The sequence below is a fragment of the Sphingopyxis sp. J-6 genome (assembly GCF_046603995.1).
Lineage (GTDB): Bacteria > Pseudomonadota > Alphaproteobacteria > Sphingomonadales > Sphingomonadaceae > Sphingopyxis.
In genome coordinates this window covers 4,590,817-4,610,911 of record NZ_CP145810.1, presented here as the reverse complement: position 1 = coordinate 4,610,911, position 20,095 = coordinate 4,590,817, and the positions used below count along the sequence as shown (strand labels likewise).

Genomic DNA, 20,095 nt, shown 5'->3' with positions numbered 1-20,095 from the left:
CGCCCTTGCTCCCGCGTCGATACCATGCCGATTCCCTTTTGTGTCACGCCGTACCGCCCCCCGAATCCCCCGGTCATCAAACAGCGCGTGCGGCCGGCCCATGCCGATTCGGCGCCTGCGGCAAGGCGCAAGCATCCTTTCCCGGGCAACGGGCCCGAAAAAATGCGAATCATGTCGATGTGGCGGCCGCCGGCGAAGGCCGACGACACCCCTGTCTAGTCAGGGCGCCGCGAGTCGATCAAGGGTCGGCCGTGTAAAAATACTGAAATAAAAATCTTGACTCACCCGACCCCTCAGAAAATCGCCGAAGGGTCATTTAATCCTTTTATTTCAGTATCTTATTTATGACAGTCGGAGCCCGAAGAAACGAATCGCCGTAAATCCGTCACTTACCGCGCTGCAACACTATTGCCATGACCGCGTCACAATCGCGCGTGTGCCGCGGACGCAAAAAAGACCCGCCGGAAGCTGCCGGCGGGTCCTTTGGATCGCTGTCCGGCGAAAGCCGGATCAGGCGATGGCGTTGACGCTCTTGGTCAGACGCGAATATTTGCGCGCCACGGTGTTCTTGTGAAGAACGCCCTTGGCCACACCGCGCGCCATTTCGGGCTGCGCAGCCTTCAGCGCCGCAGCGGCGGCATCCTTGTCGCCCGCGGCGACGGCATTTTCGACCTTCTTCACCAGCGTGCGAATGCGCGAAACGCGATTCTTGTTCACGACGGTGCGCGCGGTGTTGCGGCGGATGCGCTTTTTTGCCTGCGGCGTATTGGCCATAAATTCCTCGGTTTCCAAACGGTCTAAGTCAGTCGGAGCACAGCGTCACCGGAGCAGCCGAATCGCGCGAAACGAGCGAATCAATGTCCGGATACGGCCGGTTCCGGTACGACCGGACCCTGCTCGAAGGGTGCGCCCATAGCCAGCAAGGCGCCGAAGGTCAACGCTTTTGATGGGAAATTCCCCATATCAACGCTGGCATTTGGGACAATAGAAGGTCGACCGGCCGCTCTGGACGATCCGCGCGATCGTGCCGCCGCATTCGCATGCCTCGCCCTCGCGCCCGTAGACGCGCCAGTCCTTGGCGAAATAGCCGAGTTCGCCGTCGGGCTGCTTGTAATCGCGCAGGGTCGATCCCCCCGCCGCGATCGACGCTTCGAGCACCGCCTTGATCGCGGGGACGAGCAGCGCGATTTTTGCCTTCGGAACGTCGGCGGCGGCGCGCGTCGGCGCGATGCGCGCCATGTTGAGCGCCTCGCACACATAGATATTGCCGAGCCCCGCGACGACCGTCTGGTCGAGCAGCATCGCCTTGATCGGCGCGCGCCGTCCGGCGAGCGCGCGGCTGAGATAGGCGGCGTCGAACGCATCGGACAAAGGTTCCGGGCCGAGCGTCACGAAGGCGGGAAAGGCGATCAACGGGTCGCCCGCGACGAGATCGACCGAGCCGAAGCGGCGCGGATCGTGGAGCATCAGCCGCTGCCCCGCCGCGGTGTCGATGACGAGATGGTCGTGCTTGCCCGGCTCGCCCGCCCCGATCCGCCAGCTTCCCGACATGCCGAGGTGGAAGATCATATGATCGTCGCGGTCGGTGCTGACGATGCCATATTTGGCGCGGCGCGACAGCCCGGTGACGGTCGCGCCGGTCAGCCGCTGCGCAAGGTCGACGGGAAAGGGGCGGCGAAGATCGGGCCGCATCGTCGAGACGCGGAGCAGGCGCTGGCCGGCGAGGTGCGGCGTCAGGCCGCGGACGGTGGTTTCGACTTCGGGGAGCTCGGGCATATCCGCTTCGGGCTACGCGCCATTTGCCTGCACGACAAGGCCCCGCTAAAGGCGCATCTGCACTTCCGCACTCCCCGCAAAGGCGCGCATCCATGCCCACTCCCGATACCGTCAGCTTCGGCTATGACGAAGTTCCGGCGACCGAGAAGACCGCGATGGTCGGCGAGGTGTTCAGCCGCGTCGCGCGCAAGTACGACATCATGAACGACGCGATGTCGGGCGGCATGCACCGGCTGTGGAAGGACCGCTTCGTGCGGCGCGTGAAGCCCCGCGCGGGCGAGGCGATCCTCGACATGGCGGGCGGCACCGGCGACATCGCCTTTCGCATGGAAAAGAGCGGCGCGAGCATCACCGTCGCCGACATCAACCCCGACATGCTGGGCGTCGGCGTCGAACGCGCCGCCGAGCGCGGCATCGACACGCTCGTCTGGTCGGAGCAGAATGCCGAGAAGCTGAGCTTTCCGGGCCAGTTCTTCGACGCCTATACGATCGCTTTCGGCATCCGCAACGTCACCGACATCCCGGCGGCGCTGAAGGAAGCGCACCGCGTCCTCCGCTATGGCGGGCGTTTCTTCTGCCTCGAATTCTCGACCAACGAATGGCCGGGCTTCGCGCAGGCCTATGACGCCTATTCGCATCATCTGGTGCCCAAGCTCGGCAAGCTGATCGCCGACGACGAGGACAGCTATCGTTACCTGATCGAATCGATCCGCCGCTTTCCGCCGATGCCGAAATTCGCGGCCATGATCCGCGAAGCGGGTTTCACGTCGGTGAAGGTCGAGCCGATCCTCGGCGGGCTGGTCGCGATCCACAGCGGGTGGAAAGCTTGACCCGACCCGTCACCCATATCGTCCGCCTGCTGAAGTGGGGGCGCATCCTCGCGCGCCACGGCGCGCTGCGCGGGATCGAGTCGGCGCCGCAGACCCCGCCGGGGGTGAAGCGCCTCTGCCGCATCGCGCGGCTGGGGACGATCCAGCCGAAAGTGCCCGATTATGCTGCCGCCTTTCAGGCGATCGGCCCCGCCGCGGTCAAGCTGGGCCAGACGCTCGCAACGCGTCCCGATCTCGTCGGCGAGGAGGCGGCGCGCAACCTGCTGACCCTGCAGGACGCGCTCGCGCCGGTCGGCTTCGCGCGCATCAAACAGGAGATCGAGGCCACCTTCGAAGTGCCGCTCGAAAAGCTGTACAGCGAATTCGATCCCGAACCCGTCGGATCGGCGTCGATCGCGCAGGTTCACCGCGCGGTCACCACCGACGGCCGCCAGGTCGCGGTGAAGGTTCGCCGACCCGGCATCGACAAGCAGTTCGCGCGCGACATCGAAACCTATGAGTGGGCGGCGGCGCATCTCGAAGCGCTCGGCGGCGAGGCATCGCGGCTGCGCCCGCGGCAGGTGATCGCCAATTTCCGCCGCTGGACGCTGCGCGAACTCGACCTCCGCCGCGAAGCCGCATCGGCGTCCGAGCTGCGCGACGCGATGGTCGGGGTGCCGACATACGAGGTTCCGGCGATCGACTGGGACCGCACCGCCAGCCGCGTGATGACGCTCGACTGGATCGACGGCATCAAGATTTCGCGCCGCGACGCGCTGGTCGCCGCGGGGCACGATATGGAGGCGCTGTCGGCGAACCTCGTCAACGCCTTCCTGCGCCAGGCGATTGCCGAGGGCTTTTTCCACGCCGACATGCATCAGGGCAATTTGTTCGTGAAGGCCGACGGCACGATCGCCGCGGTCGATTTCGGCATCATGGGGCGGATCAACCGGCAGGCGCGCTACTGGCTCGCCGAAATCCTCTATGGCCTGACCACGGGCAACTACCGCCGCGTCGCCGAAATCCATTTCGAGGCGCAATATGTGCCCGATTATCACAGCGTCGAGGAGTTCGCGACGGCGCTACGCGCGGTCGGCGAGCCGATGCGCGGCAAGCCGGTGAGCGAGCTCAGCGTCGGGCAGATGCTCGACGGGCTGTTCGCGATCACCCGCGACTTCGACATGCAGACGCAGCCGCACCTGTTGCTGCTGCAAAAGACGATGGTGATGGTCGAAGGCGTCGCGACGATGCTCAACCCGAAGATCAACATGTGGGACGTCTCCGGGCCCTTCGTCGGCGAATGGATCCGCGACGAACTCGGCCCCGAAGCCGCGCTCGCCGATGGCCTCCGCGAACAGGGCAAGACGCTGGCGCTGATCCCCGACATCATCCGCCGTCTCGACGCGCAATTGCCCAAACCCGGCGGCGCCCCGCCTGCACCGCCGCTGCCCGAGATTGCGCTGATGTGGGACAAGGGCGACCGCCGCCGCTGGTGGCGCTATGCGCTGACTGCGCTGCTGGGCGCCGCGGCGGGTGCGGCGGCGTTCAACTGGCTGGGTTGAACCCCTGTTCGAATGCGCATATCTTATGCGCAAGGAGAATGGCGATGAACCGTCCCGCCCGATTCGAAGGCCCCAAGAAACCGACCAATGTCTCGCTCAGCGCCGAACTGGTCGAAGAGGCCAAGCGGCTCGGCATCAATGTCAGCGAAGCCTGCCAGACAGGACTGGCCGCCGAGGTGAAGAAGGCGCGCGAGGCGGCGTGGAAGGAAGAGAATCGCGCCGCTATTGAAAGCTGGAACGAATATACGCGCAAGCATGGATTGCCGCTGGCCAAATATCGGTTGTTCTGATGGCACAATTCGACGTCCTCAAAAGCCGTGACGGCGCGAATTTGCTACTCGATTGCCAGAGCGACCTGCTGGGCCATTTCGACACGCGCTTCGTGGTCCCGCTGGTGCCGGCGCAGGCGGCGCAGAAATTGTCGCGCCTGCATCCGATTTTCGAAGTCGACGGCGAGCGCTTCATCATGGCAACACAGCTTGCGTCGGCCGTCGATGCACGCGAATTGGGCGACCGCGTCGCTTCGCTCGCCGAATCGCGCTACGATATATTGAATGCGGTCGATATGCTGCTGACGGGGGTTTGACGATGGCCGCAAAACGCATCCTGCTGATCATCGGCGGCGGCATCGCCGCGTACAAGTCGATCGAGCTCGTCCGGCTGCTCCGCAAGGCGGGCTATGTCGTGCGCTGCGTGCTGACGCGCGCCGGCGAACAGTTCGTAACGCCGCTGACGCTTGCCGCGCTGAGCGAGAACAAGGTCTACACCAGCCTCTTCGACCTCAAGGACGAGGTCGAGATGGGGCATATCCAGCTCAGCCGCGAGGCCGACCTGGTCGTCGTCGCGCCGGCGACCGCCGATCTGCTCGCGAAGATGGCGGGAGGGCAGGCCGACGACCTCGCGACGACATTGCTGCTCGCGACCGACAAGCCCGTGCTCGCGGCGCCCGCGATGAACGTCCGCATGTGGCTGCACGCCGCGACCCGGCGCAATGTCGCCACGCTGCGCGGCGACGGGGTGACGGTGCTGGAGCCCGACGAGGGCGAAATGGCGTGCGGCGAATATGGTCCGGGCCGGCTGCCCGAGCCCGAGGCGATTTTCGCGGCGATCGAGAAGGCGCTCACCGGCGCACCCGCCGCGTCGCTGCTCGACGGCCAGCCCGATTTTTCGGAAGCGAATCACCGCCCGCTGCACGGCCGCCGCATCCTGATCACCGCAGGCCCGACGCACGAGCCGATCGATCCGGTGCGCTATATCGCCAACCGGTCGAGCGGGAAGCAGGGTTTTGCCATCGCCGCGGCCGCCGCCGAAGCGGGTGCCGAGGTGCTGCTGATCGCGGGGCCCGTGCCGCTGCCGACGCCGCCCGGCGTGATCCGCGTCGATGTCGAAACCGCGCGCGAGATGGCGGCGGAGGTCGAGCAGGGCCTGCCCGTCGATGTCGCGATCATGGTTGCCGCGGTCGCCGACTGGCGCGCCGCCGACCCCGCGGCGCAAAAGATCAAGAAGGATGGCAGCGGCGCCGTCCCGCCGCTGGCGCTCGCCGAGAACCCCGACATCCTTGCGGGTGTCGCCAAGAGCCCGCAGCGTCCGCCACTGCTGATCGGCTTTGCCGCCGAAACCAACGACGTCATCGCGCATGCCGAAGCGAAGCTGGCGCGCAAGGGATGCGACTGGATCGTCGCCAACGACGTGTCCGCCGACCCGATGGGCGGCGAAACGAACCGCGTGCATATCGTGACGCCAGAGGGCGTCGATAGCTGGGACCGGCTGTCCAAGGACGCCGTCGCCCGCAAATTGATGGAAAAGATTGCCGATGAACTCGACACCCGCGCACCATTTGACGCCGATTGAAATCGCCATCCAGCGGCTGCCCAACGGCGGCGGACTGCCGCTGCCCGCCTATGCGTCCGATGGCGCGGCGGGGATGGACGTCGTCGCGGCCGAGACGCTGACCATCCGTCCCGGCACCCGCCACGCGGTCGCGACCGGCTTCGCGATGGCGATTCCGGCGGGTTACGAGGTGCAGGTCCGCCCGCGTTCGGGTCTGGCGCTCAAGCACGGCATCACCTGCCTCAACACGCCGGGGACGATCGACAGCGACTATCGCGGCGAGGTGAAGGTGATCCTCGCCAATTTGGGCGACGATAATTTCGAGATCAGGCGCGGCGACCGTATCGCGCAACTGGTGCCGGCGCCGGTACAGCGCGCCGCTTTTGTCGAGATCGCCAGCCTCGACGAAACCGCACGCGGTGCGGGCGGGTTCGGTTCGACCGGGGTGACGAGCGAAGCCGCCGAGCCCGCGGAGGACGAGGCGGAGCCCGCGGGGGTCGCCTCGCTCTCTGCGATGCCGCTGCGGCGCCCGGGCGAGTAGGCTTGCTCAGCGACGCCGAACTCGACCGTTATGCGCGCCAGATCGTCCTGCCCGCCTTTGGCGGTGCCGGCCAGGCGAAGCTGAAGGCGAGCCATGTCGCGATCATCGGCGCGGGCGGCATCGGCTGTCCGGCGATCACCTATCTCGCTGCGGCGGGGGTCGGGCGGCTGACGATCATCGATCGCGATCATGTCGAACTCAGCAATCTGCAGCGCCAGCCGCTGTTCACCGACGCCGATATCGGCAAGTCCAAAGCGAACGTCGCGGCGGCGGCGGCGAAGCGCATCAACCCGCATGTCGAGGCCGTCGCCGTGGTCCGGCGCCTCGACGACGGCAATGCCGAACCATTGCTCGCAGGCGCCGGCCTGATCCTCGACGGCTGCGACAATTTTGCGACCCGGCTGGCGGTCAATCGCGCCGCCGTTGCGCTGGAAATCCCGCTGCTCTCGGCCGCGATCGGCGCGTTCGAGGGGCAGGTCGCGCTTTACGAAGGCTGGCGCGCCGACGCCCCCTGCTACGCCTGCCTCGTCGGCAACGATCCCGCGCAGGAGGGTGTCAATTGCGCCGAGACCGGCGTGATGGGCGCGCTGGCGGGGATGGTCGGGACGATGGCGGCGCTTGAGGCCGTGCGTGCGCTGAGCGGCTGGGGGAAATCGCTCGCCGGGCGGCTGGCGATCATCGACATGCTTGAGCGGCGCTGGCGCGAGGTCGGCGTCGGCAAGGATCCCGAGTGCCCGATATGCCACCGCTGAACATCATCGTCGCCTGCGCCGAGGGCGCGCGCCTTTATGCCGCGCTCGAAACCGCGATGGCGGCAGCGGCGCTCGGCGCGCCGACCCGCCTCTTCCTGCAGGGCGAAGCGGTCGCGCTGCTGCGGCCGCCGGTCGGCTTTGCCGGCGATGCCGCACGGAATGCCGCCGGGCAGCCCGACCTCGCCTCGATGATCGAAGAGGCTGCAGCGGTGGACGTCGGCCTGTTCGCCTGCCAGTCGGGAATGGCGCTCGCCGGGCTCACCGCGCCCGAAATGCCGCCGCATGTCCGTGCGGCGGGGCTTGTCGGCTTTCTGGCGGCGGTGGAGGCCAGCGACCGGCTGGTCGTCTATTAAAGACCGTCGCCCCCGCGCAGGCGGGGGCCGCTGGAGGTTTACGCAGCCACGAAGAGTAAGGCCGACTGCGGCCCCCGCCTGCGCGGGGGCGACGATTGTCTAAGGATTGGCGCAAACCGTGATCGCGTCGGGGGCGGGGCGTTTGCCGCTCGGCACGAAGCGCGCCAGATAACCGCCGGCATGTTGCTTGTCGTCGTACGACACCAGCTTGTACCCCACCGCCTCGAACTCGCAGACGAGCAGGCGGAACGGGGTGCCGTGCTGGGCAATCGGGCGGTCGCCGTCGACGACGATCACCTGTCCGCCCTTGCGCAGCGCCGGGCGCAACCGCCACAGGAAGGCATAGGGTTCGCCGATCTCGTGATACATATGGACCATGAAGACGCGGTCGAAGCTGGCGGCGGGAAGCCGTGGGTCGTCGACCGCGCCGAGCTTGATCGAGACATTGTCGAGCCGCTCGCGCGCGACGCGGTCGGCGAGCCGTTCGATCACCTCGGGCATGATGTCCTGCGCCAGCACGCGGCCGCCGACGCCGACCCGCTGCGCGAGGCGCACCGTGTAATAGCCGTCGCCCGCGCCGATGTCGGCGACGGTCATGTCGGGGCGGACGTCGGCCGAATCCATGACATCCTCGGCCTCGTTGACCCGGTCGCGCGCTTCCTCGGTCGACCATTTGGTCGACACGGTCGGCGCGACGGGCCGGTCGGCGGGGGGAAATTCGCGCGAGGTTTCGAGGCGGTCGCTGCCCGAATCCCACGGGGCGTCGCAGCCGCCGACCAGCAGCATGAGCGCGGCAAGAAGGGCCGCGCGCCGCATCAGTCGATGTCCTCGACGTCGACCTTTTCGCCGGTCACCTTCTGCGACAGCGCCGCCGCCATGAACGGGTCGAGCGCGCCGTCGAGCACGTCGGCGGGCGCGGTCGAGGTGACCCCGGTGCGCAGATCCTTCACGAGCTGATAGGGCTGGAGGACATAGGAGCGAATCTGGTGGCCCCAGCCGATTTCGGTCTTCGCCTGATATTCGCCCGACGCCGCGGCCTCGCGCTTCTGCAACTCGGCCTCGTACATCCGTGCCTTCAGCATCCCCATCGCGGTCGCGCGGTTCTTGTGCTGCGAGCGGTCGTTCTGGCTCGCGACGACGATGCCGGTCGGGATGTGGGTGATGCGGACCGCCGAATCGGTGGTGTTGACGTGCTGGCCGCCCGCGCCCGAGGCGCGATAGGTGTCGATCTTGAGGTCGCCCTCGTTGATCTCGATATCGATATTGTCGTCGATCACCGGATAGACCCAGACTGACGAAAAGCTGGTGTGGCGCCGCGCCGAACTGTCATAGGGCGAGATGCGGACGAGACGGTGCACGCCGCTTTCGGTCTTCGAATAGCCATAGGCGTTTTCGCCCTTCACCAGCATCGTCGCCGACTTGATGCCCGCCTGTTCGCCCGCCTGATATTCGACCAGTTCGACCTTGAACCCGCGCTTTTCGGCCCAGCGGCTGTACATGCGCTGGAGCATTTCGGCCCAGTCCTGGCTTTCGGTGCCGCCGGCACCGGCATGCACCTCGATATAGGCGTCGTTGGCGTCGGCCTCACCCGCGAGCAGCGCCTTGATCTTGTCTTCCTCGGCGCGCGCGGCGAGCGTCGCCAGCGATGCGACCGCCTCGTCGACCATCGCTTCGTCGCCTTCCATTTCGGCGAGCTCGATCAGTTCGGCGGTGTCGGCGCATTCGGTCTCGATCGCGCGCGTCGCGGTGATCGCTTCATCGAGCCGGCGGCGTTCGCGCATCACTTCCTGCGCGGCCTTGGCGTCGTTCCACAGCGTCGGGTCCTCGACCTTCGCATTGAGTTCGTCGAGCCGCCGTACCGCGCGGTCCCAGTCGAGAAAGCGGCGCAGCAGCGCCAGCGCGGCGCCAATCTTGTCGATATGATCCTGCGCTTCGGCGCGCATGGTCTTGCTCCTGAAAAAATAACGGTCACGCCCTTAGGACCTGCCGGCCCAAAGGGGAAGGCACGCGCGCGGGTCAGATGATGCCGCCGCGATCCTCCAGAAAATCGCTGTCGCTGCGCCGGCCGTTGCCCTGCTGGACGGGAACGTCCTGCCGTTTGGGCGTCTTGACCGGCTTGATCTCTTCCTCGCGGATCGTCCGCCGCGGTTCGCTTTCGGGCTTGAACGCTTCCCAGATGATCGCCGCCTTGGGATCGCTGCCCGGCCAGCTACCATAGACGCGGCGGCCCGACTGGCGGTCGATGCGCACCATGCGGACGCCCTTCGGCGCGGTGAACGGCACCGGCTGGCGGTCGGCGAGCGATTCCTCGAAGAACTGTTTGAAGATCGGCGCCGCCATGCTGCCGCCCTGCACATAGCCGCCCATGTTCCGCGGCTGGTCGAAGCCGATATAGACGCCCGCGACGACGTCGGGCGTCCCGCCGACGAACCAGGCGTCCTTCGGTCCCGAGGTGGTGCCGGTCTTGCCGAACAGCGGCACGCCGAGGTCGCGCAGCCGCACCGCGGTGCCGCGCTGGACGACGCCTTCGAGCATATGGACGACCTGATAGGCGGTCATCGGGTCCATGAGCTGCTTGCCCGACTTGGCGAAGCGCGGCATCGGCCGGCCGTCCCAATCCTTCTTGTTGCAGCCTTCGCACGGCTTCCACTTCGCCGGGAACACCACCTTGCCGCGGCGATCCTGCGCATAGTCGATCACACGCGGTTTCAGCTCGCGGCCATGGTTCGCCAGCATCGCAAAGGCATTGGTCATCTTCTCGACCGTCGTCGACCCGGCGCCGAGCGCGGTCGACAGATAGGGTTCGTGGGTGCCGATGCCCATCGTCTTGATCGTGTCGACGATCGGTTCCATCCCGACCTGGCTCGCGGTGCGCACCGTCATCAGGTTGCGCGACTGTTCGAGGCCCCAGCGCATCGTATGCTCGCCCGACCCGCCGCCGCCGCCGAAGTTGCGGAAGCATTTGTTGCCGAGGCTGGCGCCCTGATAGACGCAGAAGGGACCGTCGACGATCATCGTCGCGGGGGTCATGCCGTTGTCGAGCGCCGTCGCATAGACGAAGGGCTTGATCGTCGAGCCCGGCTGGCGTTCGGCCTGCGTCGCCCGGTTGAACGGCGACAGGCGGACGTCGAAACCGCCCTGCATCGCATAGATACGGCCCGAATGCGGGCTTTCGGCCACGAAGCCGCCCGACACTTCGGGAATGTTGCGCAGCGCATAGACGCCGCCGCCCGTCGCCTTGACCGCGATCAGGTCGCCCGGGCGCATCGCCGAAAAGGCGCTGCCGCCGGTCTTGCGATAGCCCAGCGTCGCGGCGCTCGCGGGCAGGCGGCCGGTATCGCCGTTGGCGAAGCCGATCTGCGCCTCGCCGCCCGATTTGGACAGCACTGCGGCGATCCGCCAATTGTCGTAGTCGATGCCGATGAAGCTCGACGCGAGGCGGCTCTGCCACTGATCGTCGGCCTCGATCGTCGCGATCGGCCCCGACCAGCCCTTGCCGGCATCATAGCGCATCAGGCCGCGGCGCAGCGCATTCGCGGCCGCCGCCTGCATCTTGCCGTCATAGGCGGTGCGGACCCAGAGGCCGCCGGCATAGACGCTGTGCGGGCCGTCGGCCGCGGTTTCGCCGAATTCGGCGATGAGCTGGCGCCGCACCTCTTCCATATAATAGCCGCCGACCTGCGCGATCGCGGTGTTGCCGCTGTTGGTGAGGCCGAGCGGCATCGCTTGCGCGGCGTCGCGCTGTGCGGCGGTGATCCAGCCGTTGCGGTACATTTCGCCGAGGACGAAATTGCGCCGCGCGATCGCCTTGTCGGCGTTGCGCGCGCGGCCATAGGTTTCGGGCGCCTTGGGCAGGATGGCGAGGAACGCCATTTCGTGAAGCTTGAGCTGGTCGACGTCCTTGTCGAAATAGGCGCGGCTCGCGGCCTGCACGCCGAAGCTCCGCCGCCCGAGCGGGATTTCGTTGAGATAGAGTTCGAGGATCTGTTCCTTGCTGAGCGCCCCCTCGATGCGGCGGGCAAGGATGACTTCGCGAATCTTGCGCGTGTAGCTGAGCTCGTTGGTCAGCAGCAGGTTCTTCGCGACCTGCTGGGTGATCGTCGAGGCGCCGACGGGCCGGCCGTCGTTGCTGAGGTTGGTCAGAATCGCGCTGGCGATACCCGGATAGTCGATGCCGCCATGTTCGAAGAAGGTGCGGTCCTCGGCCGCCAGATAGGCGCGGACGAGGAGCTGCGGATATTCGCTATATTCGAGCTGGACGCGGCGTTCGCGGGCATAGGTGTGAACCGGTTTGCCCTCGGCATCGCGGACCATCGTCGGCAGCGGCGGCTCATAATCGCGAAGCTGGTCGACCGACGGCAGATTGCGCGCGAAAATCAGCCAGATCAGCAAGATGCCGAGCAAACCGGCAAGCGCGAGATAGCCGAGCCAGCGAAACCAGCGCCGCATCCACATGTCGCGAAACCACCCGATGACGGCGTTGCTGTCGCGGCGCAGGCGCAGGCGGAAATCGGGCGGACTGTCGGCGACCATATGGCCAGCCTCTATCGCCTGCTTCGCCGAAAGGGAAGCATGCTTGCGGCGATCGGCTATCCTAACTCGCGCAACACCCCTCTCAGCATCGCCGCGACATCGGCGAGCACGGCGTCGGACGCGACGCGCGTCTCTTCATAGAGCATTTCGTCGGCGGCAAAGCCGAGTTCGACCGCGAGCCGCAGCCGCCGCCAGAGAGTTTCGGGATCGGCGCCGGGGAGGTGGCGCGCGCAGGCGTCGGCGAGCCGCGCGGTGACATAGCGGTGCGATTCGAGCCGGACATGGACGAGTCGCGGCGTCGCATGCAGCGCGCGCAGAATCCACACCGCCCCGGGTTCGGCGCGCGTCACCGCAGCGTTTTCGGCCAAAAGATCGCCGATATGGTCCGCCATCGCAGCGAGCCCGCCCCCGGCATGGCGCGCGATCCACGCTTCGAGCACCGCATTCTGCCGCGCCATCAGCCGCCGCCCGAGCGCTTCGAGCACCGCATATTTGTCGCCGAAATAGCGATACAGCGCGGGCGGGGTCAGCCCGGCGCGCGCCGCGATCAGGTTCGTCGACACGCGCTCGATGCCGACCTCGGCGAGCAGTTCGCCCGCGACGTCGAGCAAGAGGTCGTATGTCTGGCGCGCGCGCTGTTGCTTCGGCGGCGCCTTCGCCGAAACGGGGCTCACCGCGCCCGCCCGCGCGCACTCACCGGCCAGATGTCGACCAGCGTCTCGCCGGCAACGACATGATAGCTGTCGTAGAGATTCACCGTCGGATCGCAGTGCGGCACGGTCAGGCTGACCGGGTCGCCCGCCTGCATCGCGGTGCCGATGCCGGGGGCGACCAGCGCCGCATGCTCGTCGCCCATGAAGGCGAAGAAGGCGCTTTCGGGGGCGCCGCGCCGGACGACGGCGACGCCGCCATCGGTCGACAGCGACTTGAACCCCGCGTCGATCGTGACGAGCCCCGAATGATTCGCGCTGACGACGCGCGCGTCGACGCCGAGCGCGGTCTCGAACGGCACCGCACCGTCACCGGTCAGGTCGCAATCGAGATATTGCTTGTCCATGAAGACATAGGAGCCGGTCTGGAGTTCCGTGAGGACACCGAGGTCGAGGTCGATGCGGTGCGTGCCGGTGCCGCCGCCGGTGACGATTTCGGGCGCGAAACCGGCCTCGCCGAGCGCGGCGATCACCGCCTGCAGATAGGCCGTCCGCTCGACGATCGCCGCCCGGCGTTCCTCGTAATGCTCGATATGCTGCTGCGACCCGCAATAATATTGCACCCCGCGATAACGGAGATTTGGCAGCGCGGCGATGGCCTGCGCCAGCGCGACCGCCGCCGCGGCCGACGCGACGCCGGTGCGCGCGATGCCGGGGTCGATGTCGATGATCATATCGAGCGTCGCGCCGTTCGTGGCCAGCGCCGCGTCGATCCGCGCCGCGACATCGGGATGGTCGACGACCGCCATCAATCCCCCGGTCTGCCCCGCAAGCGCGGCCAGCCGGGCAATCGCGGCGGGCGCGGCGACCGGCGAGGTGATCAGCACGCCGGTCACCCCACCGGCGGCAAGCACCTCGGCCTCGCCGATCTTGGCGCAGCAGACGCCGGACGCGCCGGCGCCGAGCTGGCGCATCGCGATATCGACACTCTTGTGGGTCTTGGCGTGCGGGCGCAGCGCGACGCCGTGCTGCGCCGCGAGCCCGGCCATGGCGGCGATATTGCGGTCGAGCGCCTCGACGTCGAGGACGAGCACCGGGGTGTTGAGGTCGGAGCGGCTGCCCTGCCGGCCGATCAGGTGGGCGTGGAGGTCGCGGTCGGTGGTCATGCAAACAGGCTTTCGAGATGCGGGTTGAGAAACTTGCCCGAGGGATCGGCGGCGCGGCGGACGGCACCGAAGCGCCCCGCCATCGGATAGAGCGCCGCGACGTCGGCGCGATTGAGGGTGTGGCGCTTCGCCCAGTGCGGACGCCCGCCCGCGCCGCGAAAGATCGCTTCGGCCTCGGCGAACAGCCGCTGCCAGGGCATTTTCGCATATTGGTGCATAGAGATTGCGGCGACCGGCCCGGCGTTCATCGGGCTCATCCAGATATCGTCGGCGGCGACGGTGCGATATTCGAAAGGGAAGGTGACCGGCAGCCGCTTGCGGCGAATCCAGCCGACCACTTCGTCCAGCGCTTCGAGCCCGACCCGGCACGGCATTTCATATTCCATCTCCTCGAACCGCAATGTCCGGTCGGACGGGAAGATATTGTGCGCGGGGCCGCGGCGGCGGCCGTCGAAGCGCGTCCGCATCATGGCGCGCTGGAGCCAGGGGGTCAGGAAGGGAAAGCGCGCCGCGATGTCGAGCACGCGGCGAAAGGCGCTTTCGTCCATGTCTGTCGTCGTCGGCGGCGGGTCGCACGGGTCGCAGGGGGCAAGCGTCTTCAGGATCACATCGTCGCTGTGCGGAAAGAACCAGAATTCGACGTGCCGCTGCGCGCCCGCCCATTCGTCATAGGCCTCGCGTACCTCGGCCCAGCGGCGTTTCTCGATCCGCTCGGCGAGGTGATAGGCCGGCACCACTGCAACATCGATTTCGGTCGCAATACCGAACAGGCCGAGCGACAGCCGCTGCGCCTCGAACAGGTCGGGGTTGGTCGCGCGGTCGCACCAGCGCGCTTCGCCGTCGGCGCCGATCAGGCGAAAGCCGCGCGCCATCGTCGACAGCGACCCGAGCGTGGCGCCGGTGCCGTGGGTGCCGGTCGCCATCGCGCCGGCGAGCGACTGCGGATTGACGTCGCCCTGGTTGGCGAGCGACAGCCCCTCCTCCCACAGCGCCGCGGTCAGGCGCCTGATCGACCAGCCGGCAGGAACGCGCGCACTCAGCCGGTCGGCCGCGATGTGGATGTCGCCCGGCAGGTCGGCGATGTCGACGATCAGCTCGTCCGATTCGCAGAGCGGCATGAAACTGTGCCCCGCGCCCACCGCGCGAACCTTGCGCGCACTGCTGACCAGCGATGCGAGTTCATCGTCGCTTTGCGGACGCGCCACCGCCGCGGGCGCCGAAACGCTGCCCGACCAGTTGCTCCAGCCCATGCCATCCTCCTCCGGCCAACCGTCGGAAAGCTGTCCGGCCAAATAAAGATAGTCAAGACTATATTTTATCGCTGATGCGGCAGCTTGCGGCCGGTTGCGGATCTCTCATCATCGTCACCCCGGACTGGATCCGGGGTCCATTGACTTCGACGCCGCCGTGGATCCCGGATCAAGTCCGGGATGACGAAAGTGCGGGAAGTACCCTCCGCTCCCCAACCCAATGTAGACGTCAGCGCCCCAGCGACGCGATCTGGCGGGCGAAATGGATTTGCACCGCGTCGCGCACGCCGCGCGCAACCTTTTTCTGGCCCGCCGACGATGCCAGAAATTCGGAGTCGTCCTTGTTCGAGATGAACCCCGTCTCGAACAGCACCGACGGCGTGTCAGGCGCCTTCAGCACGACGAAGGAGGCGAAGCGGTGCGCGGTCGAGCGGAATTTGACGTCGTCCGCCGCCTCGCGCTGGAGCAGCCGGGCGAAGTCGGAGGCGACATTCATCGTCTCGCGCTGCGTCAGGTCGAGCAGGATCGACGACACGTCGCTGCTGTGCGCGCCCAGATCGACGCCGTTGATGATGTTCGCCTTGTTCTCGCGCGCCGCGAGCCGCGCCGCTTCGCGGTCGGAGGCGACTTCGGACAAAGTATAGACCGACGCACCGCGCGCTTCCTGATTCTCGGCAGCGTCGGCGTGGACCGAAATGAACAGGTCGGCCTTCAGCCGCCGCGCGATGCCGTAACGTTCCTCGAGCACCAGATAGCGGTCGTCGGACCGCGTCAGCGCAACGCGGACGCGCCCGCTGGCGATCAGATCGTCGCGGATCGCACGCGCGAGCGCGAGCGTGATGTCCTTCTCGCGCTTGCCGCTGTGCGGGCTGATCGCGCCCGGATCGTGCCCGCCGTGCCCGGCATCGATGACGACGAGCGGCAGGCGGCTGTTGTCGGGGCCCTGAATGGCGGGCAGCGGCAGCGCCGGCTTCGGCTGGCCGATCGGCACGGTAACGCTGTAGCGCTTTTCGGGCGGTTTGGCGCGGAACTGCGCGGGCGGTTGCAACTCGGTCCGCGGGCCGCGCGCCGCGCGCTCGAACTCGCTCGCCGACACCGGGCGGAGATGAAAGGTCAGGCTGCGCCCGTCGGCGGCAAAGCGCGCCCCCGACACCACGGCCGGCTGCGCGAGGTCGAGCACAACGCGCGTGCCGGCCTCCTGCCGGCCCTGCCGCACCGCGCGGACGATCCCCGCGCCATCGCCGACGCGGCCCGGCTGGGCGCCCGCGATATCGAGCGCGATGCGGTCGGGACCGGCGAGAATGAAGGTCGATGCACCGGCGACAAGATCGTCGAAACGCACCGTCACGTCCGAATCGCCGATCTCGACCGCGCCGATCGTTCCCGCAAGCGCGCTCGCGGGGCTCAGCAACATGGTCAGAAGGACAATCGCGACGCCCATGGCACGGTTATGCCGCCGCGGGCGAGCTATGGTCCAGCGCTTATTAAACATAACGGGTCAGGCCCCCGGCCGCACAACAAGATGAAGCCTGCGTTAGCCAAGGCGCGTCAAACCGGCGTCAACCGGCAGGGTTAACAGCCAATTCAGCATGTTCTGCCGCATGGGCATTATTGCAACAGTCGCCCGCGATACCATCTTTGTCGGGCGGTGGTGGTTGCGGCGCGGTGATGCCGATGCTAGCACGGCCACCACTGACGGTGCCCTTTCCGGTTCCGTCCGGCCTTTTGAGGGGAAAGGCGCCGATCCTGCGAACGTGCGGGAACGCTGCAGCCCTGGTGCCGGACAGACGGGGAATGGCAACCTGCCGCCAGTTCACCCGGGTGACCGGTCGGTGAAACGACAGATTCGCTTCGCTGCCTGCTCATCCCGCTAACCAGGTTGATGCCGCATGAGGCTTGCCATGCCCTCTTCATATCCCGACGCGGGCGCTTTCGCCCCGACCGTCGCCGGATTTGAAGACCGCATGCGCGTTCAGGACCGGACGCAGGCTCCTTTCGGCAATAACGTCTTTTTTCTTTTCACCCGTATCCGCCGTGGCCTTCCCTCGGGGAGGTTCGCGGGATTTTTTGATGGCGCGCTGAAGCGCGCTTGGAGTGTAACTAATGACCACGCGCATGTTGATCGACGCGCGGCACCGGGAAGAAACCCGGGTCGCCGTCACCAAGGGAAACCGCATCGAGGAGTTTGATTTCGAGTCCGCCGAGCACAAGCAGCTCAAGGGCAATATCTATCTGGCCAAGGTCACCCGTGTCGAACCGTCGCTGCAGGCGGCGTTCGTCGAATATGGCGGCAATCGCCACGGGTTCCTCGCGTTCAGCGAAATCCACCCCGATTATTACCAGATTCCGAAGGAAGACCGCGACGCGCTGCTCCGCGAAGAGGCCGAGCACGCCGCCGCCGCCGCACAGCGCGCCGAGGAAGACCTCGACGAGCTCGAAGGCGATGTCGCCGACGTCGAATATCATGACGACGACAATGGCGACAGCCGTGCCGATCGCGACGACCGCGATGATGACCGCGACGATCATGACGACCATGATGATCGCGACGACAATGGCGATGCCGAAAATGGCGACACCGAAGACGGCGCCGAAGGCCGCGAAGGAAATGGCGACGGCCGCGGCGATCGCCGTGGGCGTGGCCGCGGGCGTGGCAACAACAACCGCAAGGGCGGCCGCGGACGTAGCCGCCGGGGCGACGACGAAGACGGTGAAAACCGCATGTCGCTGCGCCGCCGCTACAAGATCCAGGATGTCATCCGTCGCCGTCAGGTGATGCTGGTCCAGGTCGTCAAGGAAGAACGCGGCAACAAGGGCGCCGCGCTCACCACCTATCTGTCGCTCGCCGGGCGCTATTGCGTGCTGATGCCGAACACGATGCACGGCGGCGGGATCAGCCGCAAGATTTCGAACGGCGCCGATCGCCGCAAGCTGAAGGCGATGATCGACGAACTCGCGCTGCCGCCGACGATGGGCTGCATCGTCCGCACCGCGGGGATGAGCCGCACCAAGGTCGAGATCAAGCGCGACTTCGACTATCTTGCCCGCCTGTGGGACGAGATTCGCGAAAATACGCTGGGCAGTTCGGCGCCGGCGCTGATCCATTCGGACAGCGACCTCGTCAAGCGCGCGATCCGCGACATCTATCATAAAGACATCGAGGAAGTGCTCGTCGAAGGCGATGAGGGCTACAAGGCCGCGAAACAGTTCATGAAATTGCTGATGCCGAGCCATGCGCGGCGTGTGAAGCAATATGCCGATCCGGTGTCGCTCTATCAGCGCTATGGCGTCGAGGACCAGCTTGCGGGGATGCTCAACCCCGTCGTCCAATTGAAATCGGGCGGTTATCTGGTGATCAACCCGACCGAGGCGCTGGTGTCGATCGACATCAACTCGGGCCGCTCGACGCGCGAGCATAATATCGAGCAGACCGCGCTCAGCACCAACCTCGAGGCGGCACACGAAATCGCCCGTCAGCTTCGCCTGCGCGACATGGCCGGGCTTGTCGTGATCGACTTCATCGACATGGATCATGGCTCGAACGTCCGGAAGGTCGAACGCGCGATGAAGGACGCGCTGAAGAACGACCGCGCGCGCATCCAGGTCGGCCGCATCTCGGGCTTCGGCCTGATGGAGATGAGCCGCCAGCGCCTGCGCACCGGCGTGCTCGAAGCCTCGACGCGTCCGTGCCCGCATTGCGAAGGCACCGGCCTCGTCCGCACTGCCTCGTCGGCGGGCCTCAGCGCGCTGCGCCTGATCGAGGAAGAGGCCGCCCGCGGCAAGGGCAGCAAGATCACCCTGCGCGCCAGCCAGGAAGCGACCTTCTACCTCCTCAACGAAAAGCGCCGTGAACTCCGCGAGATCGAGGAGCTGTACGGCGTCGACGTCGAAATCCTGCCCGACGGCGAGACCGAAGGCGCGCGGATGGCGATCGAGGTCGGCGGCCCGCCGCCGGTCGCCCGCCGCAGCTTCGCCCCGATCGTCGAGATCGAGGAAGAGGAAGACGAAGACTTCGTCGAAGAGGACGAGGAAGAAGAAGCCGGCGAGGAGCAGGCCGAGGCCCGTCCGGCGCGCCGCGAACGGCCGGAAGGCCAGGACGGCGACGAAGGCGATGGCCGCAAGCGCCGCCGCCGCCGCCGCCGTGGCCGTCGCGGCCGCCGCGACGACGAGGGCGGCGAAGCCGGTGAGCAGGGCGAGCAGGCTGACGAGGACGACGGCGAGACGCAGGACGACGCGGCCGACACCGATGCGCCGGCCGAGACCGAGGCAGAACCGGTCGCCGCCGAGGCCGAAGAGGCCGAAGCCAAGCCGCGCCGCCGCCGTGGCGGACGCGGACGCAAGCCCAAGGGCGACGAGGCCGAGGCTGCCGAACCGGCCGCCGAAGCCGAGACGGCCGAGCCGGTAGCCGAAATCGTCGAGCCGGTCGTCGAAGCGGCGCCGGCGCCCGAGGAAAAGCCGAAGCGCAAGCGCGCGCCGCGCAAGACCAAGGCCGAAACCGAGGCCGCCAAGGCTGCGGCTGAAGCCGAAGCCGCCGCCCCGGCCCCTGAGGTGACGGCGGAAGCCGCTCCCGAGGCGGAAGCCGAAGCCGCCAAGCCCGCGCCGAAAAAGCGCGCCAGCCGCGCCAAGAAAGCAGTGGCCGCCGAGGCCGCACCCGAAGCCGCGGTCGAAGCGGCAGCGGACGCGCCCGCAACGCGCGAGGCCGAGCCGGTCGCCGCCAATGGCGACGAGGAAGGCGAAGGCCCCGACGGCGAACCGCGTCGCGGCTGGTGGCAACGCACCTTCGGCAACTGAGCCAGCCGGTTCGCTTTCGAAATCATCGACCCCTCGCCCTCACGGGCGGGGGGTTTTTGGTTCGCGCGGCAGGGCGAGCGGT

The 20,095-nt window shown here is 67.2% G+C and carries 17 protein-coding genes and 1 pseudogene; 9 read left to right on the top strand and 9 right to left on the bottom strand.

The genetic code is table 11. The features are described 5' to 3' along the window. Positions 1 to 510 precede the first annotated feature (510 nt). On the bottom strand, positions 511 to 774 hold the full coding sequence (gene rpsT, locus V6U71_RS22050; protein ID WP_054590504.1) for a 30S ribosomal protein S20: 264 nt from the start codon (positions 772 to 774) through the stop codon (positions 511 to 513). A 189-nt stretch (positions 775 to 963) separates the two neighbouring features. After that, a complete protein-coding gene (mutM, locus tag V6U71_RS22045) occupies positions 964 to 1,776 on the bottom strand; it encodes a bifunctional DNA-formamidopyrimidine glycosylase/DNA-(apurinic or apyrimidinic site) lyase (RefSeq protein WP_411340415.1) in 813 nt (270 codons plus the stop codon). 92 nt (positions 1,777 to 1,868) lie between these two features. Between mutM and V6U71_RS22040 the strand changes: the two genes are divergently transcribed. The 8 genes and pseudogenes from V6U71_RS22040 (at position 1,869) to V6U71_RS22005 (ending at position 7,623) form a co-directional block, all read left to right on the top strand. Continuing rightward, the gene (locus tag V6U71_RS22040; RefSeq protein WP_411340414.1) at positions 1,869 to 2,606 is read left to right on the top strand and encodes a class I SAM-dependent methyltransferase; all 738 of its coding nucleotides are present in this window, start codon (positions 1,869 to 1,871) and stop codon (positions 2,604 to 2,606) included. Next, positions 2,603 to 4,147, top strand: coding sequence for a 2-polyprenylphenol 6-hydroxylase (gene ubiB / locus V6U71_RS22035; protein ID WP_411340413.1), 1,545 nt, complete (start codon positions 2,603 to 2,605; stop codon positions 4,145 to 4,147). The genes V6U71_RS22040 and ubiB overlap by 4 nt, the downstream gene beginning before the upstream one ends. Positions 4,148 to 4,191: 44 nt before the next feature. Next, complete coding sequence (locus V6U71_RS22030; protein WP_411340412.1) at positions 4,192 to 4,437, top strand: type II toxin-antitoxin system CcdA family antitoxin; 246 nt, start codon at positions 4,192 to 4,194, stop codon at positions 4,435 to 4,437. After that, a complete protein-coding gene (locus V6U71_RS22025; protein WP_411340411.1) occupies positions 4,437 to 4,733 on the top strand; it encodes a CcdB family protein in 297 nt (98 codons plus the stop codon). The genes V6U71_RS22030 and V6U71_RS22025 overlap by 1 nt, the downstream gene beginning before the upstream one ends. A 2-nt stretch (positions 4,734 to 4,735) precedes the next feature. Next, positions 4,736 to 5,998, top strand: coding sequence for a bifunctional phosphopantothenoylcysteine decarboxylase/phosphopantothenate--cysteine ligase CoaBC (coaBC, locus tag V6U71_RS22020; protein ID WP_411340410.1), 1,263 nt, complete (start codon positions 4,736 to 4,738; stop codon positions 5,996 to 5,998). Beyond that, positions 5,961 to 6,422, top strand: a pseudogene (dut, locus tag V6U71_RS22015) (dUTP diphosphatase); the annotation flags it as partial. The gene coaBC and the pseudogene dut, both read left to right, overlap by 38 nt. Positions 6,423 to 6,520: 98 nt before the next feature. After that, positions 6,521 to 7,270, top strand: a complete 750-nt coding sequence (locus V6U71_RS22010) for a HesA/MoeB/ThiF family protein (RefSeq protein ID WP_411340409.1) — start codon at positions 6,521 to 6,523, stop codon at positions 7,268 to 7,270. Next, the gene (locus tag V6U71_RS22005) at positions 7,258 to 7,623 is read left to right on the top strand and encodes a DsrE family protein (RefSeq protein WP_411342389.1); all 366 of its coding nucleotides are present in this window, start codon (positions 7,258 to 7,260) and stop codon (positions 7,621 to 7,623) included. The genes V6U71_RS22010 and V6U71_RS22005 overlap by 13 nt, the downstream gene beginning before the upstream one ends. 99 nt (positions 7,624 to 7,722) lie before the next feature. Here V6U71_RS22005 and V6U71_RS22000 read toward each other — a convergent pair whose 3' ends face one another. The 7 genes from V6U71_RS22000 to V6U71_RS21970 form a co-directional block, all read right to left on the bottom strand. Next, a complete protein-coding gene (locus V6U71_RS22000) occupies positions 7,723 to 8,439 on the bottom strand; it encodes a class I SAM-dependent methyltransferase (protein WP_411340408.1) in 717 nt (238 codons plus the stop codon). Then, positions 8,439 to 9,566 (bottom strand): peptide chain release factor 2, encoded by a 1,128-nt coding sequence (gene prfB / locus V6U71_RS21995; RefSeq protein WP_411340407.1) that lies wholly within the window; start codon positions 9,564 to 9,566, stop codon positions 8,439 to 8,441. Before prfB ends, V6U71_RS22000 begins: the two co-directional genes overlap by 1 nt. Positions 9,567 to 9,639: 73 nt before the next feature. After that, complete coding sequence (locus V6U71_RS21990; protein ID WP_411340406.1) at positions 9,640 to 12,156, bottom strand: penicillin-binding protein 1A; 2,517 nt, start codon at positions 12,154 to 12,156, stop codon at positions 9,640 to 9,642. 56 nt (positions 12,157 to 12,212) lie between these two features. Then, entirely contained in the window at positions 12,213 to 12,830 is a 618-nt protein-coding gene (locus tag V6U71_RS21985; RefSeq protein WP_411340405.1) for a TetR/AcrR family transcriptional regulator, read from the bottom strand. Beyond that, complete coding sequence (locus tag V6U71_RS21980; protein WP_411340404.1) at positions 12,827 to 13,972, bottom strand: DSD1 family PLP-dependent enzyme; 1,146 nt, start codon at positions 13,970 to 13,972, stop codon at positions 12,827 to 12,829. The genes V6U71_RS21985 and V6U71_RS21980 overlap by 4 nt, the downstream gene beginning before the upstream one ends. Continuing rightward, a complete protein-coding gene (locus V6U71_RS21975; RefSeq protein ID WP_411340403.1) occupies positions 13,969 to 15,222 on the bottom strand; it encodes a D-arabinono-1,4-lactone oxidase in 1,254 nt (417 codons plus the stop codon). Before V6U71_RS21975 ends, V6U71_RS21980 begins: the two co-directional genes overlap by 4 nt. A gap of 229 nt (positions 15,223 to 15,451) precedes the next feature. Next, the gene (locus V6U71_RS21970) at positions 15,452 to 16,663 is read right to left on the bottom strand and encodes an N-acetylmuramoyl-L-alanine amidase (protein WP_411340402.1); all 1,212 of its coding nucleotides are present in this window, start codon (positions 16,661 to 16,663) and stop codon (positions 15,452 to 15,454) included. Between the two features lie 662 nt (positions 16,664 to 17,325). Here V6U71_RS21970 and V6U71_RS21965 point away from each other — a divergent pair. Beyond that, a complete protein-coding gene (locus V6U71_RS21965; RefSeq protein WP_411340401.1) occupies positions 17,326 to 20,013 on the top strand; it encodes an Rne/Rng family ribonuclease in 2,688 nt (895 codons plus the stop codon). Positions 20,014 to 20,095: the final 82 nt, after the last annotated feature.

What these genes read in the sequence shown, in the direction of transcription:
- V6U71_RS21970 (WP_411340402.1), bottom strand. Translation starts at nt 16,663, where the DNA reads ATGGGCGTCGCGATTGTCCTTCTGACCATGTTGCTGAGCCCCGCGAGC.
- V6U71_RS21980 (WP_411340404.1), bottom strand. Translation starts at nt 13,972, where the DNA reads ATGACCACCGACCGCGACCTCCACGCCCACCTGATCGGCCGGCAGGGC.
- V6U71_RS21965 (WP_411340401.1), top strand. Translation starts at nt 17,326, where the DNA reads ATGACCACGCGCATGTTGATCGACGCGCGGCACCGGGAAGAAACCCGG.
- V6U71_RS22040 (WP_411340414.1), top strand. Translation starts at nt 1,869, where the DNA reads ATGCCCACTCCCGATACCGTCAGCTTCGGCTATGACGAAGTTCCGGCG.
- V6U71_RS22025 (WP_411340411.1), top strand. Translation starts at nt 4,437, where the DNA reads ATGGCACAATTCGACGTCCTCAAAAGCCGTGACGGCGCGAATTTGCTA.
- rpsT (WP_054590504.1), bottom strand. Translation starts at nt 774, where the DNA reads ATGGCCAATACGCCGCAGGCAAAAAAGCGCATCCGCCGCAACACCGCG.
- V6U71_RS22005 (WP_411342389.1), top strand. Translation starts at nt 7,258, where the DNA reads ATGCCACCGCTGAACATCATCGTCGCCTGCGCCGAGGGCGCGCGCCTT.
- mutM (WP_411340415.1), bottom strand. Translation starts at nt 1,776, where the DNA reads ATGCCCGAGCTCCCCGAAGTCGAAACCACCGTCCGCGGCCTGACGCCG.
- V6U71_RS21975 (WP_411340403.1), bottom strand. Translation starts at nt 15,222, where the DNA reads ATGGGCTGGAGCAACTGGTCGGGCAGCGTTTCGGCGCCCGCGGCGGTG.
- prfB (WP_411340407.1), bottom strand. Translation starts at nt 9,566, where the DNA reads ATGCGCGCCGAAGCGCAGGATCATATCGACAAGATTGGCGCCGCGCTG.
- V6U71_RS21990 (WP_411340406.1), bottom strand. Translation starts at nt 12,156, where the DNA reads ATGGTCGCCGACAGTCCGCCCGATTTCCGCCTGCGCCTGCGCCGCGAC.
- coaBC (WP_411340410.1), top strand. Translation starts at nt 4,736, where the DNA reads ATGGCCGCAAAACGCATCCTGCTGATCATCGGCGGCGGCATCGCCGCG.
- V6U71_RS22030 (WP_411340412.1), top strand. Translation starts at nt 4,192, where the DNA reads ATGAACCGTCCCGCCCGATTCGAAGGCCCCAAGAAACCGACCAATGTC.
- V6U71_RS22000 (WP_411340408.1), bottom strand. Translation starts at nt 8,439, where the DNA reads ATGCGGCGCGCGGCCCTTCTTGCCGCGCTCATGCTGCTGGTCGGCGGC.